This window comes from Pedobacter sp. AC163, from assembly GCF_979258665.1.
The window spans coordinates 4481333-4496342 of record NZ_OZ409872.1 but is presented as its reverse complement, the minus strand read 5'-3'; the positions used below and the strand labels follow the sequence as shown (position 1 = coordinate 4496342).

The 15010-nt window shown below is 42.4% G+C and carries 5 protein-coding genes, 2 tRNA genes and 3 rRNA genes; 4 read left to right on the top strand and 6 right to left on the bottom strand.

Annotated elements, in window-relative coordinates:
* Positions 1-49 precede the first annotated feature (49 nt).
* A complete protein-coding gene (gene pafA / locus ACZZZK_RS19280; RefSeq protein WP_463485540.1) occupies positions 50-1708 on the top strand; it encodes an alkaline phosphatase PafA in 1659 nt (552 codons plus the stop codon).
* Between the two features lie 161 nt (positions 1709-1869).
* Complete coding sequence (locus tag ACZZZK_RS19275; RefSeq protein ID WP_463485539.1) at positions 1870-5241, top strand: methylmalonyl-CoA mutase family protein; 3372 nt, start codon at positions 1870-1872, stop codon at positions 5239-5241.
* A gap of 55 nt (positions 5242-5296) precedes the next feature.
* Here the strand turns inward: ACZZZK_RS19275 and ACZZZK_RS19270 are convergent, their stop codons facing one another.
* The 6 genes from ACZZZK_RS19270 to ACZZZK_RS19245 form a co-directional block, all read right to left on the bottom strand.
* Positions 5297-6277, bottom strand: a complete 981-nt coding sequence (locus ACZZZK_RS19270) for an acyl-ACP desaturase (protein ID WP_056851446.1) — start codon at positions 6275-6277, stop codon at positions 5297-5299.
* A gap of 677 nt (positions 6278-6954) precedes the next feature.
* Positions 6955-7066 (bottom strand): 5S ribosomal RNA (gene rrf, locus ACZZZK_RS19265).
* Positions 7067-7202: 136 nt separating this feature from the next.
* A 23S ribosomal RNA gene (locus ACZZZK_RS19260) occupies positions 7203-10079 on the bottom strand.
* Positions 10080-10469: 390 nt separating this feature from the next.
* A tRNA-Ala gene (locus tag ACZZZK_RS19255) sits at positions 10470-10543 on the bottom strand.
* A 13-nt stretch (positions 10544-10556) separates the two neighbouring features.
* Positions 10557-10631, bottom strand: a tRNA-Ile gene (locus tag ACZZZK_RS19250).
* Positions 10632-10816: 185 nt separating this feature from the next.
* Positions 10817-12336, bottom strand: a 16S ribosomal RNA gene (locus tag ACZZZK_RS19245).
* Together the 16S, 23S and 5S rRNA genes with 2 tRNA genes alongside form the textbook arrangement of a ribosomal RNA operon.
* 1322 nt (positions 12337-13658) lie before the next feature.
* Here ACZZZK_RS19245 and ACZZZK_RS19240 point away from each other — a divergent pair.
* Together ACZZZK_RS19240 and ACZZZK_RS19235 are read left to right on the top strand one after the other, a co-directional pair.
* Positions 13659-14603, top strand: a complete 945-nt coding sequence (locus ACZZZK_RS19240; protein ID WP_056849431.1) for an outer membrane protein assembly factor BamD — start codon at positions 13659-13661, stop codon at positions 14601-14603.
* Between the two features lie 7 nt (positions 14604-14610).
* Positions 14611-14937 carry a DNA-directed RNA polymerase subunit omega gene (locus ACZZZK_RS19235; protein WP_025145617.1) on the top strand — a complete coding sequence of 109 codons (327 nt, stop codon included), beginning with the start codon at positions 14611-14613 and terminating at the stop codon, positions 14935-14937.
* Positions 14938-15010 lie beyond the last annotated feature (73 nt).

Below are 15010 nucleotides of genomic sequence, written 5' to 3'. Positions count from 1 at the left end.
AATTTCTTCATTTGAAAAGTGTTACTTTAGTCTTTTAACTAAAAACAGAATGAAGAAAATTTCTTATTTACTTATTTCCCTATCTATTTTTTCCTTTACAACAGCAAATGCTCAGGCAAAAAAAGCCACGGCCAATACAGCTAAAGCTTTCCCTAGCGAAATTGCTCGCCCAAAATTAGTGGTGGGTTTAGTGGTCGATCAAATGAGATGGGATTATTTATATCGCTTTTATAATCGTTATTCAAATGGTGGTTTTAAAAGACTAATAAACGAAGGTTTTTCGGTTGAAAATACGCTGATTCCATACACACCAACTTACACCGCTGTTGGTCATACCACCATTTATACCGGTTCAGTTCCAGCAGTTCATGGAATTATCGGTAATGATTGGTACGATTCAGAAACTAAGAAAAACGTGTATTGTACCGAAGATTCTACGGTTGTAACCGTTGGAAGCAGCCCTTCTCCTGAAGGTAACATGTCACCTAAAAACATGCTTACCACAACCATAACTGATGAATTAAGATTAGCAACAAACTTCAAAGGAAAAGTTATAGGGATCTCTTTAAAAGATAGAGGTTCGATCCTACCAGCTGGTCATGCAGCAAATGCAGCTTATTGGTATCAGGGTAGCACTGGCAACTGGATTACAAGCAGTTATTATATGAAGGAGGTTCCGATGTGGATTGCTGATTATAATAAGATGAAGCTTGCAAATAAATTTTATGCAAAAAATTGGGAAACATTATATCCAATTAACACCTACACAAACAGCACAGCTGATGAAAAAGCTTACGAAGGCAAAAGCAGTGTGTTTCCACATCTCTTAACTCAAAACATTGATAAAAACTTTGATGCTATTAGAAGTACCCCATACGGTAACACCATTACTTTAGATCTAGCAAAACTTGCAATTTTATCAGAAGATTTGGGACAAGATAATATTACTGATTTCCTTGCGGTAAGTTGTTCATCAACAGATTATGTTGGCCATGCTTACGGACCAAATTCTGTAGAACTTGAAGATACCTATTTACGTTTAGACAAAGATTTTGAAGACTTTTTCAATTATTTAGATAAAAAAGTGGGTAAAGGGAATTACACCCTATTTTTAAGTGCCGATCATGCGGTTGCACACGTTCCAGCCTTTATGAAAGAAAATAAACTTCCGGCAGGTATCGTAAGTGATAGAGATATTGTTTTTAAATTGAATGCTTTTCTAAATGAAAAATTCAAGGTTAACAATGTAGTTTTAAAATCAATGAATAATCAAATCCATTTCGATCACGATAAAACCGATAATGGAAATGTGAGTTTCGATGTGATTAAAGCCGCTTCAATCGAATTTTTGAAACGATTGGAGGGTTTTGCAAACGTAGTTGATGTTTCAAGAGTTTCCTTAGCAACGCTACCTGAAGTTCAGAAAAGAATGATCACAAATGGTTATAATGCTCGCAGAAGTGGCGATTTATACTATATTTTAAATCCAAACTGGTTTAATGGAAGCAGCACAGGTACAACTCACGGCAATTGGAATCCTTACGATGCGCACATTCCCTTGGTATTTATGGGCTGGGGAATTAAACCTGGCGCAACGAATAAAACCCATTACATGACAGATATAGCACCGACCTTAGCTGCGTTGCTCCATATTCAAATGCCAAATGGCACCGTAGGTGAACCCATCACAGAAATCACCAATAAATAAACAACGAAGCCAACTAGATTTAGTTGGCTTCGTTGTTTATAAAGAGTATCAATACCATTATACAAGCATCAAATTGCAAGGATTTGCTACATTTGTTCATCCAAATATAGTCTCAATAAGCATTGCAGAATTTCATTTTGTGAGATCTTAAATCCTATAGTATGCAACAAGTAGAAATATACAAGCCAAAAAATAAAATTCGTTTTGTCACTGCCGCTTCCCTTTTTGATGGTCATGATGCAACCATAAATATCATGCGTCGAATTTTACAGTCATCCGGGGCCGAAGTAATTCACCTTGGTCATAATCGCTCAGTTGATGAAGTGGTAAACTGTGCTATTCAAGAAGACGTTCAGGGAATTGCAATGACATCGTATCAAGGCGGGCATATCGAATATTTTAAATATATGTATGATCTGTTGCAGGAACGTGGATCTGGTCATATCAAGATATTTGCAGGCGGAGGTGGGGTAATCTTACCCACAGAAATTGAAGAATTGGAATCCTATGGAATCTCTAAAATCTATTCGCCTGATGATGGAAGAAAGATGGGATTGCAGGGAATGATCAATGATATGTTGATCAAAACAGACTTTGTAACCAAGGCAGAAATCACAGATGAACTAAAAACGATTCCGAATAAAGAGATCACAGCAATTGCTGGAGCAATAACCGTAGCCGAAAATGATCCCGAAGGGGCTCAGGAATTTGTTAACGAACTAAAAAAATTATCGCTAAACAACAATGCTCCTATTCTCGGAATAACCGGAACGGGTGGTGCTGGAAAGTCGTCGCTGGTAGATGAACTGGTACGTAGATTTTTGGTTGAAGTGCCAGATAAAACCCTTGCGATTATTTCCGTTGATCCTTCGAAAAGGAAAACCGGTGGTGCCCTTCTCGGAGATCGTATCCGAATGAATGCAATCAATAATCCGAGAGTTTATATGAGGTCGCTTGCAACCCGACAAGCAAACCTTGCATTATCAAAAAATGTACAGGAAAGTATAGACATTTGCAAAGCTGCTGGTTACGACCTTATTATTGTAGAGACTTCCGGAATTGGCCAGTCTGATACAGAAATTACAGAACACTGTGATGTTTCTCTATATGTGATGACACCTGAATTTGGTGCAGCTACACAGCTCGAAAAAATCGATATGCTCGATTTTGCTGACCTCGTTGCCATCAATAAATTCGATAAACGTGGTGCCTTGGATGCACTTCGCGATGTAAGAAAACAATATAAACGCAACCACAATATTTTTGATGCGAAGGATGAAGAGATTCCCGTTTACGGAACCATGGCTTCCCAATTCAACGACCCTGGGATGAACAACTTATTTGTGGCCTTGATGGACAAAATTAGAGTCAAAACATATACAGATTTCAAGGCAAAAATGGAATTAACTTCAGATCAGTCGGAGAAAATCTACATCATTCCACCTGATCGGATCCGTTATTTAGCAGAAATAGCAGAATCAAGCCAAATGTATAACGAGTGGGTTGATAAACAGGTTGGTATAGCAAGAAAGATGTATCAGCTTAAAGGCGTAATCGATTTGGCTGTTGAAAATGAATCTTTAGGGCTGGGCAGCGGTTTAGAAAATGCTTATACTTTTTTTGAAGAACAGTTAGACGGTGATTGTAAACGGCTGTTGCGTCAATGGCCTGATACCAAACGAGCTTATAAAGAGGAGTATTTTATTTATAAAGTTCGTGATAAAGAAATTAGGCAGCCCCTGTTTTATGAGTCCCTGTCTAAATTACAAATCCCAAAGGTTTCACTTCCGCGTTATGAGGATTGGGGAGACGTGTTAAGATGGCTGTTAACAGAGAATCTTCCAGGTGAATTTCCTTATGCCGCAGGCGTATTTCCGCTTAAACGTGAAGGCGAAGACCCGACAAGAATGTTCGCCGGCGAGGGTGGTCCTGAAAGAACCAACAAACGTTTTCATTATGTATCACTCGGACAACCGGCTCATCGCTTGTCTACAGCATTCGATTCTGTAACTTTATATGGTGAGGATCCTCATATTAGACCAGATATTTATGGCAAAATTGGTAATTCAGGTGTAAGTATCGCAACCATAGACGATGCCAAGAAACTGTATTCAGGTTTCGACCTTTGTGCACCGTCTACATCGGTTTCAATGACAATCAATGGCCCTGCCCCCATGTTATTAGGATTTTTCATGAACGCTGCGATAGATCAGCAATGTGAAAAATACATTATCGAAAACGGTTTGGAAGCTGAAGTAGAACAAAAAATACAGGAAATCTTTAAAAATAGTAATTCAGAAAGACCAAAGTATAACAGCGACTTACCAACGGGTAACAATGGTCTTGGCTTAATGCTACTTGGTGTAACTGGCGATGAAGTATTGCCAGCTGACGTTTATGCACAAATTAAAGCAAAGGCCATCAGTGCTGTGCGTGGAACTGTACAGGCTGATATCCTTAAAGAAGATCAGGCTCAAAATACCTGCATATTTTCTACCGAATTCGCTTTGAGAATGATGGGAGACATTCAAAAATATTTCATTGATGAAAAGGTAAGAAATTTTTATTCCGTGTCAATTTCAGGTTATCATATTGCCGAAGCTGGAGCAAATCCAATTTCACAGCTTGCTTTTACCTTAAGTAATGGTTTTACATTTGTTGAATATTATTTGAGCAGAGGCATGCATATCGATGAATTTGCGCCGAACTTATCTTTCTTTTTCTCTAATGGAATCGATCCCGAGTACGCGGTTATTGGCAGGGTAGCCAGACGAATCTGGGCGAAAGCGATTAAAAACAAATACAAAGGAAACGATCGGTCGCAGAAACTCAAATACCATATCCAAACATCAGGCAGATCATTACATGCACAGGAGATCGATTTTAATGATATCAGAACTACCTTGCAAGCACTTTATGCAATTTACGATAACTGCAATTCGCTCCACACTAATGCTTATGACGAAGCCATCACTACCCCTACCGAAGAATCAGTACGCAGAGCCATGGCAATTCAGCTCATCATCAACAGAGAATTGGGCTTGGCAAAAAATGAAAATCCGCTGCAGGGAGCCTTTATTATCGAAGAACTCACCGACCTTGTCGAAAATGCCGTGCTTCAAGAATTTAAAAGAATTAATGATCGTGGCGGAGTTTTAGGAGCCATGGAAACCATGTATCAACGTGGTAAGATCCAGGAAGAAAGCTTGTACTATGAAACCTTGAAACACACTGGAGAATTTCCAATAGTTGGGGTAAATACTTTTTTGAATAAAAATGGTTCTCCTACTATTGTTCCTGGAGAAGTAATTAGAGCTACCGAAGAAGAAAAGCAATATCAAATTGCGGCACTTCAAAAATTTCAGGATCGAAACGAAAATAAATCTTCGTCGCTGCTTAGACAGTTACAAAAATCAGCAATTGCAGGAGAGAACATTTTTGAGCAACTGATGGAGGTATGTAAGGTTTGTTCGTTAGGTCAAATTAGCAATGCGCTCTATGAAGTAGGCGGTCAATACCGCAGAAACATGTAGAACAAAAAAGGGTTCTTCTTAATAAAGAACCCTTTCAAAAATATATTTATATCGTTTAGCCTGCAATCCAGGTAAACTTATAGTCCATAGTTGGATTTTTCATACGCTCAGCAACACGTAACAAACGAGAAGGTAGAGCCATAATATAATCACGAGCCTTTTCACCCGCATCATTTAAATCACGCATCCCTTCTATTTTCCAATCTTCAATCAGCGATTGCATGATTTCAACGTAGTCAACAGCCGTATAAACACCTAAACGTTGCGCTGCGTCAGTAAAATGACCGAAGGTTTGTCCAATTTTTAAACCAACCTCACGTAAAAAGTGAGCTGGCATTACAATCTTTTTCCGCATCATATCTTCAAACGCAATCATAGCTTCATTCGGATCAACTTCAAAAATACGATTCATGAAGTCTTTATAAGCCTTAGCATGTCTCGCTTCATCAGATGCAATGGTTCCACACATCTTAGAAAGCAAAGTGTCACCATCTTTTTTAGCCAAAGATGCCACACGTCTGTGTGATATATTAGTAGCTAACTCCTGAAACGAAGTATAAATGAAATTACGATAAGGGTCATGTCCTGTACCAATATCAAAACCATCTGCAATCAGATATTGAGTAGATATCTCCATCTGGCGCATATCCACCCTGCCCGACAAATACAAATACTTATTCAATAAGTCACCATGACGGTTTTCTTCAGCGGTCCAGTGTCTGTTCCATTTCATCCATCCGCCATCTTCTTTCATACTTGGCCCCTGAACCATAGCTAACCACGATTCATAAGTAGGTAAAGCTTCCTCGGTGATAGTATCACCAACTAAAACTGCAACTAAATCGTAAGATAAATCTTTGGCATTCTCCCTTAAAATCCTGATGTCCTGATAAAAGTTTTCACTCGTAGAATCAGGAAGAAAATCTGATGGTTGCCAATTGGTGTCAATTGGTTTAAGATAGGTTTCCATCATATCAAGCATATATTTTTCAATATGCACCATTACTTCCCTTCTTTTATCTGCAAAAAAACTCATTATTTGTGTTTATATATTGTTGTGTCAAAGATAACCAAATATTATGGCAAACTACATGTTAATAACACATTTACAACGATTCAGTTTCAAAATCGTTCCAAATAAGTGCCGATAAGTTGTTTTTGGAAAAGAACATCACCGTTTCATTTCTTCTTCAGTCCCGCTGTCCCTTCAATCTTTTTGTTTAAGGTATATTGGCTTTGAGCGGCAGCGGTACAAAAAGGATTTTCGTACCATCAGGTTTATCAGACCCAGGGGGGTGTTTTATCGTTCGGGCCTGCTTTCCCGCAGGTATGCAAAACCGGGTCCACCCAGCTATATGACCTATATTCCTATATGGTTCAACAACTCAAGGCAGATCTGTGATTATCTACCCATGAACGCAATGAACACTGCTGTTTTATGCCGAGAGCCTTGCTATCTGATAAACAGAGAAAGTCTTAAAAACCGGATCCATCCAGCTATATGACCTATATCCCCTATATGGTTCAACAACTCCAGACAGATCTAGATTAATGTAGCCATGAAAGCAATAGGAGCATTTCTTAAGGAAAGTTACTCTCTGTTCCCTGCCCTTTATTCTTTTCTCCCCTTGAATTACAGAACCGTTTTAAACGAAGAAACCCCATCAGCTGTTGCTGACGGGGTTCTCGCTAATGCCCTTTTGGGGCTTTAAGATTTGGCACCGACCTACTCTCCCACGTGTTACCGCAGTACCATCGGCTCTGGTGGGCTTAACTTCTCTGTTCGGAATGGGAAGAGGTGGACACCACCGATATAGGCACCTAAATGTTTTTAAATAGTATATAGTATTTAGTCGTTGGTATTTAGACATCTAATCTATCTACCAAGTACCCAGTACCAACTACTAAATGACATATTATTGAAAGAAGTTATGTTAGAAGAACAAACAACAGTCTGTTTGCTTTGAAAGCTTCGGATGATTAGTACTACTCGACTGTGCTGTCGCCAGCTTTACATCTGTAGCCTATCAACGTAGTAGTCTTCTACGGTCCTATATGGAATTCTCATCTCGTGGCTAGTTTCGCACTTAGATGCTTTCAGCGCTTATCTATTCCCAGCGTAGCTACTCTGCAATGCCCCTGGCGGAACAACAGATTCACTAGAGGCTAGTCCAACCCGGTCCTCTCGTACTAAGGTCAGCCCCACTCAAAATTCCTACGCCCACAACAGATAGGGACCGAACTGTCTCGCGACGTTCTGAACCCAGCTCGCGTGCCACTTTAATCGGCGAACAGCCGAACCCTTGGGACCTTCTCCAGCCCCAGGATGTGACGAGCCGACATCGAGGTGCCAAACCTCCCCGTCGATATGAGCTCTTGGGGGAGATCAGCCTGTTATCCCCAGCGTACCTTTTATCCTTTGAGCGATGGCCCTTCCATGCAGAACCACCGGATCACTATATCCGTCTTTCGACCCTGATCGACCTGTATGTCTCACAGTCAAGCAAGCTTATGCTATTGCACTCCGCGTACGGTTACCAAGCGTACTGAGCTTACCTTTGAAAGCCTCCGTTACCTTTTTGGAGGCGACCACCCCAGTCAAACTACCCATCAAACAATGTCTCCCGCTAGGCGGGATTAGACACCGAATACAGAAAGGGTGGTATTTCAACGTTGGCTCCACGACGCCTAGCGACGCCGCTTCAAAGCCTCCCACCTATCCTACACATCCTGTATCCAATGTCAATGTTAAATTGTAGTGAAGGTGCATGGGGTCTTTCCGTCCCGTTGCGGGTACCCGGCGTCTTCACCGGGACCACAATTTCACCGAGCTCATGGCTGAGACAGCGCCCAGATCGTTACACCATTCGTGCAGGTCGGAACTTACCCGACAAGGAATTTCGCTACCTTAGGACCGTTATAGTTACGGCCGCCGTTTACTGGGGCTTCGATTCAATGCTTCTCCTTGCGGATGACATCCCCTCTTAACCTTCCAGCACCGGGCAGGTGTCAGGCCTTATACCTCATCTTTCGATTTTGCAAAGCCATGTGTTTTTGTTAAACAGTCGCCTGGGCCTTTTCACTGCGGCTGACATTGCTGCCAGCGCCCCTTCTCCCGAAGTTACAGGGCCATTTTGCCGAGTTCCTTAGCCATGATTCACTCGAGCACCTTAGAATCCTCTTCCCGGATACCTGTGTCGGTTTGCGGTACGGGTTTTTATAACCTGAAGCTTAGCGGTTTTTCTTGGAAGTCTGATTACCTGCGCTATCCACTCACCCGAAGGCTTGCGGTACTATCGACTTTCAGCTAGATCGGCGGATTTGCCTACCGTTCCATTACCTACTGTCTTTAACGATCTATTCCGTCAGATCGCGGCAGTGTCACTACTCCGTCCCCACATCGCAGTTATAAAAAGTACTGGAATATTAACCAGTTGTCCATCGAATTTCCCCTTCGGGTTCTCCTTAGGTCCCGACTGACCCTGATCCGATTAGCGTTGATCAGGAAACCTTATCCTTTCGGTGGGCGGGTTTCTCTCCCGCCTTATCGTTACTTATGCCTACATTTGCTTTTCTAGAAGCTCCAGCACCCATTACCAGATACCTTCGCTGCCGCTAGAATGCTCCCCTACCGATATATTTCAATCCCATAGCTTCGGTGTACAATTTAATGCCCGTTTATTATCCATGCCCGATCGCTCGACTAGTGAGCTGTTACGCACTCTTTAAATGAATGGCTGCTTCCAAGCCAACATCCTAGCTGTCTGTGCAATCGGACCTCGTTAGTTCAACTTAACTGTAACTTGGGGACCTTAGCTGATGGTCTGGGTTCTTTCCCTCTCGGCGCGTGACCTTAGCACCCCGCGCCTCACTGCAGATCATATTTCATAGCATTCGGAGTTTGTCTGGATTTGGTAGGATTTGACTCCCCCGCACCCAATCAGTAGCTCTACCTCTATGAAACTTAATATCCACGCTGTTCCTAAAAACATTTCGGGGAGTACGAGCTATTTCCCAGTTTGATTAGCCTTTCACCCCTACCCACAGATCATCCGGAAACTTTTCAACGTTTATCGGTTCGGTCCTCCAGTACGTGTTACCGCACCTTCAACCTGTCCATGGGTAGATCACAAGGTTTCGCGTCTACCCCCTCTGACTATACGCCCTATTCAGACTCGCTTTCGCTTCGGATCCGTGCCTGAAGCACTTAACCTTGCCAGAGAGGAGTAACTCGTAGGCTCATTATGCAAAAGGCACGCCGTCACACCACTTGGATGCTCCGACCGCTTGTAAGTACACGGTTTCAGGTTCTATTTCACTCCCCTGTTCGGGGTTCTTTTCACCTTTCCCTCACGGTACTGGTTCACTATCGGTCTCTCAGGAGTATTTAGCCTTACCGGATGGTGCCGGCAGATTCCCACAAGGCGTCTCCGACCTCGCGGTACTCAGGATACTGCTAGACTAGCATTCTATACGTGTACCGGGCTATCACCGTGTATCGCTGGGCTTCCCATCCCATTCCACTTCTGTTTGCTAATGCCACGTTGCAGTCCTACAACCCCACCTATGCCGTAACATGGATGGTTTGGGCTCTTTCCCTTTCGCTCGCCACTACTCAGGAAATCATTGTTATTTTCTCTTCCTCTGCTTACTTAGATGTTTCAGTTCGGCAGGTTTGCTCATTATATGTGACTGGTCTTCAACCAGCCGGGTTGCCCCATTCGGAAATCTTCGGATCAATTCCTATTTGCAAATACCCGAAGCTTATCGCAGCTTATCACGTCCTTCATCGCCTCTGAGAGCCAAGGCATCCCCCGTGTACTCTTTATTACTTTCTTCTACTCATATGCCTTTTGCGCCATATGGTATGCTTTTTTTGCTCTTGTTATGATGTCTCATGCTTATCGGTCTCTTGCGATTCCTTTAAGCGAGCACAAACACAACAGTCGCCTATTGTTGTTTGCTCTTCTTTTTTAACTTCTTCCAATATGTCAAAGAACTTTACCAAGGCTGAAGATCGAAGGTATAAAGGTTTAGGATTTCATCGTCCTATACCTAAGCTCCGTTTCAGCTTCGTTAGTCAAAAACTGCGGTCTCGAACCGTTTCTTGTAGTCCTTAGTACTCAGTATATAGTACTTAGATTATCACAAGTGCCCCATGGCGTTTCTTTTCTTTCTTTCAATCTGTCAATGATGACCACCGATCCCGGTGATGTGTTTTCTTACTGTGGAGAATAACGGAGTCGAACCGTTGACCTCCTGCGTGCAAGGCAGGCGCTCTAGCCAGCTGAGCTAATCCCCCAGGATTATTAAAGTAGTCCCGTCCAGATTTGAACTGGAGACCCCTACATTATCAGTGTAGTGCTCTAACCAGGCTGAGCTACGGGACTGTGCTTTTCGGTGTGGCATTCTTTGCGGTTAGTATATTACCGCTACCGCTCCATTTGCTTTACCTAGCTTTCGTTCCGATGTCTTTTGGTTACCAGACAACCGTCATTTCTTCTGGGTGTTTTCTTTTTTGTTTCTCTTGTTTTGAAATATCATGTTGCGCAGTGAGTAGTCAACTCCACTCCAGAAAGGAGGTATTCCAGCCGCACCTTCCGGTACGGCTACCTTGTTACGACTTAGCCCCAGTTATCGGTTTTACCCTAGGACGCTCCTTTCGGTTACATACTTTAGGTACCCCCAACTTCCATGGCTTGACGGGCGGTGTGTACAAGGCCCGGGAACGTATTCACCGCGTCATTGCTGATACGCGATTACTAGCGAATCCAACTTCATGGGGTCGAGTTGCAGACCCCAATCCGAACTGTGAATGGCTTTGTGAGATTCGCATCATATTGCTATGTAGCTGCCCTCTGTACCATCCATTGTAGCACGTGTGTAGCCCCGGACGTAAGGGCCATGATGACTTGACGTCGTCCCCTCCTTCCTCTCTGTTTGCACAGGCAGTCTGTTTAGAGTCCCCACCATAACGTGCTGGCAACTAAACATAGGGGTTGCGCTCGTTGCGGGACTTAACCCAACACCTCACGGCACGAGCTGACGACAGCCATGCAGCACCTAGTTTCGTGTGATTGCTCACTGATCCATCTCTGGATCATTCACTAACTTTCAAGCCCGGGTAAGGTTCCTCGCGTATCATCGAATTAAACCACATGCTCCTCCGCTTGTGCGGGCCCCCGTCAATTCCTTTGAGTTTCACTCTTGCGAGCGTACTCCCCAGGTGGAACACTTAACGCTTTCGCTTAGCCGCTGACTGTGTATCGCCAACAGCGAGTGTTCATCGTTTAGGGCGTGGACTACCAGGGTATCTAATCCTGTTTGATCCCCACGCTTTCGTGCCTCAGCGTCAATAAGACCATAGTAAGCTGCCTTCGCAATCGGTGTTCTGAGACATATCTATGCATTTCACCGCTACTTGTCTCATTCCGCCTACCTCTAGTCCATTCAAGCCCATCAGTATCAAGGGCACTGCGATAGTTGAGCTACCGTCTTTCACCCCTGACTTAACAGGCCGCCTACGCACCCTTTAAACCCAATAAATCCGGATAACGCTTGGATCCTCCGTATTACCGCGGCTGCTGGCACGGAGTTAGCCGATCCTTATTCCTTCGGTACATTCAGCTATTTACACGTAAATAGGTTTATTCCCGAATAAAAGCAGTTTACAACCCATAGGGCAGTCTTCCTGCACGCGGCATGGCTGGTTCAGAGTTGCCTCCATTGACCAATATTCCTTACTGCTGCCTCCCGTAGGAGTCTGGTCCGTGTCTCAGTACCAGTGTGGGGGGCCATCCTCTCAGATCCCCTAGTCATCGTCGCCTTGGTGGGCCGTTACCCCGCCAACTAGCTAATGACACGCATGCCCATCTCCATCCCATAAATGTTTGATCATTGGATAATGCCATCCTGTGATTTTATGCGGTATTAATCCGGATTTCTCCGGGCTATCCCCCAGATGAAGGTAGGTTGCATACGCGTTACGCACCCGTGCGCCGGTCTCAAAGAAGCAAGCCTCTTCTACCCCTCGACTTGCATGTATTAGGCCTGCCGCTAGCGTTCATCCTGAGCCAGGATCAAACTCTCCATTGTAAAATGTGTTGTAAGATTCTGACCAGTTTTAACTATCGTTAAAAATAGTCTTCTTTTGTTTTGTCCGTTGGACATTGACTTTAAAATGTAATAAGGAACTCTGTACTTGAATTCGTACTTCATTACCCCACTACGCATCATTGACATCTCTTTTAAGAACTTATCGACAATCGCCTCACGGCCTGTCTTTATATATCTGCTCGCTTCAGTTGGGCATGAGTCTTGATCGTCTCTTCCCTGTTTCCGCTCGTTTCAATCTTTTTGTTTCCAGTCTTCCGCGACATCCGCCGCTCGACTTTTTCCCTTTCCTTTCGGTTGGGAGTGCAAAGGTAGAAAACTTTTTCGGACTTCCAAATAAAATAATTTTTATTTTTTCGTTCCCCGTTTTCTTTCTGCTTTTCAATTTTCCGCTTTTTCAGGCGGCTTCCCGTTCCTTCCGAACCGGGCTGCAAAGGTAGCGATCTTTTTCTTTTCCGCAAATTTATTTTGAAATAAATTATTGGCCTTTCTCCCCTCTCACATTCCCCAGATCCATCTTTTCACTGCAACCGTTTCCTCCGAAGCGGGATGCAAAAGTAGAAAAAATTCCGCTCCCACCAAATACTCCACTCCCTTTTTTTTGATCTTTATTGTAAAAGCCTGTTTTTCAAGCGGAAAATTATTCGATAACAGCAAAACAAATAGGGCGATCGGGTGTACGCTTCGGAAAATCACACCCAAAGGACCCTGGTCGAGCTATCGGGAGCAGGAAAACATAGGATGGACTGATGATGCAAAATGTGAGCTTTCTTGGGTTTTTGAACCATATAGAGATATAGAAAATATAGGTTTTAAAGCGCAGAGGTCGTTTTGGCTTCAGCGGCCGCTGTGATTTTGGCCTTCGGCCATGAGCTTTTTGTTTTATGAACCAGATAGAAATATAGGACATATAGATTGGACGGTATATTGGTAGCTTAGCTACTAAGCCGGAATAGTAAGGGTTTCGGTGTAATTGTTTTAGGTTTATTGGATAGGATAGGGTTTGTTTCTCCCAAAAGCTGCGCCACGTAAGCCGATCAAAGTAGAAAAATCCATATTTGATGCCTGCAACAGGGACGCACCTAATTTTTAAAGAAATCAATTTAAACGCGGAACAAGATTAAAATTCTAGTAATTGGGAACAGTGCTTTCAAAAATAAATATGTATAGCATATATATTATAGGAGTAGAACTAATGTGTATGTTAAAAATTGTTAACTATATATATGTAGTGGGTTGTATTGCATAGCTTAGCGGCGAATTGTTTTTATTGATGTTATCGTATTATTAATTATCTTTGCAGAATGTTTAAAGTTAAACACTTAATTATTTTAGTATTTGTTGCCGCATTGGGTATTGCGGGTTGTAAAAGTCGTTTTGAGAAATTGAGGGCGAGTAACGACGTTGCGAAAAAATATCAAGAGGCACTTCGTTTGTATAATAAGAGAGATTACAGTAAAGCATTGGTACTTTTTGAAGATCTTTCGCAGAAATATCGTGGGCGTGCAGAAGCTGAAGATTTAAACTATTATTATGCTTACACTTTATATAGATTAAGCGATTATACAACGGCCAGATATCAGTTTAAAAGCTTTGCAGATACTTATCCGGCTAGTAAAAATGCTGAAGAGGCTCGCTATATGGGCGCTTATTGCTATTACCTGGAATCACCTGCTTTTTCGTTAGATCAAGAAAACACTTATAAGGCTATTGATGCATTGCAATTATTTATCAACTTATACCCAACGAGTGATCGTGCCGCTGCTGCAGGTAAATACATTGCGACATTGCGAGGCAAGTTGGAAGATAAGGCTTTTGAGAATGCCAAAATGTACCTGACTACTGGTCCAAGTAATGTTGATAATTACAGAGCTGCTGTTATTGCTTTAAAAAATGCACAACGAGATTATCCAGATATCAAATATGCAGAAGAGATGGATTATCTCATGATAAAAGCTCAGTATCTGTACGCAAAAAACAGCTACATTATTCGCCAGGAAGATCGTTATAATGAAGCCATAGAACTATATACAGAATTTACAGAAAACCATCCTGAAAGCAAGTTTACTAAAGAAGCTAAGCAACTTAAACAAGATGTTGAGGATGGCATTGCTACTACCAAACAAGAGCTGGCTTTATATGCGGCTGACCAAGAAAAATATAAGCAGATGTTGATTAGGACTGGTAGATTAAAAGATACCGTTTCTTTAAAACCAACTACTGCCGATAACACGAATATTAAAAATTAATCAATACATGAATACTAACAAACCTGCTGTACCGAACACTACAGTGACTAGAAACGTTCACGATTTAGATAAAACTACAGATAACTTATATGAATCTTTAGTTGTAATTGCCAAAAGAGCAAATCAGATTTCTAACAACGTGAAAGAAGAGCTTCACGGTAAATTGGCAGAATTTGCATCGAGCAACGATAACTTAGAAGAGATTTTTGAAAACCGTGAGCAAATTGAAATCAGCAAGCACTATGAGCGTATGCCAAAGCCTGTTTTGGTTGCAATTGATGAATTTTTAAACGAGAAAATTTATCACAGAAATCCTGCTAAAGAACAAAAATAATTAGCGAAGAGCAAGGGGCATAGCGCTTTCTTAAGCATGTTTAGTGCTCTAAGTCTAGCTTTATGCCAAACAG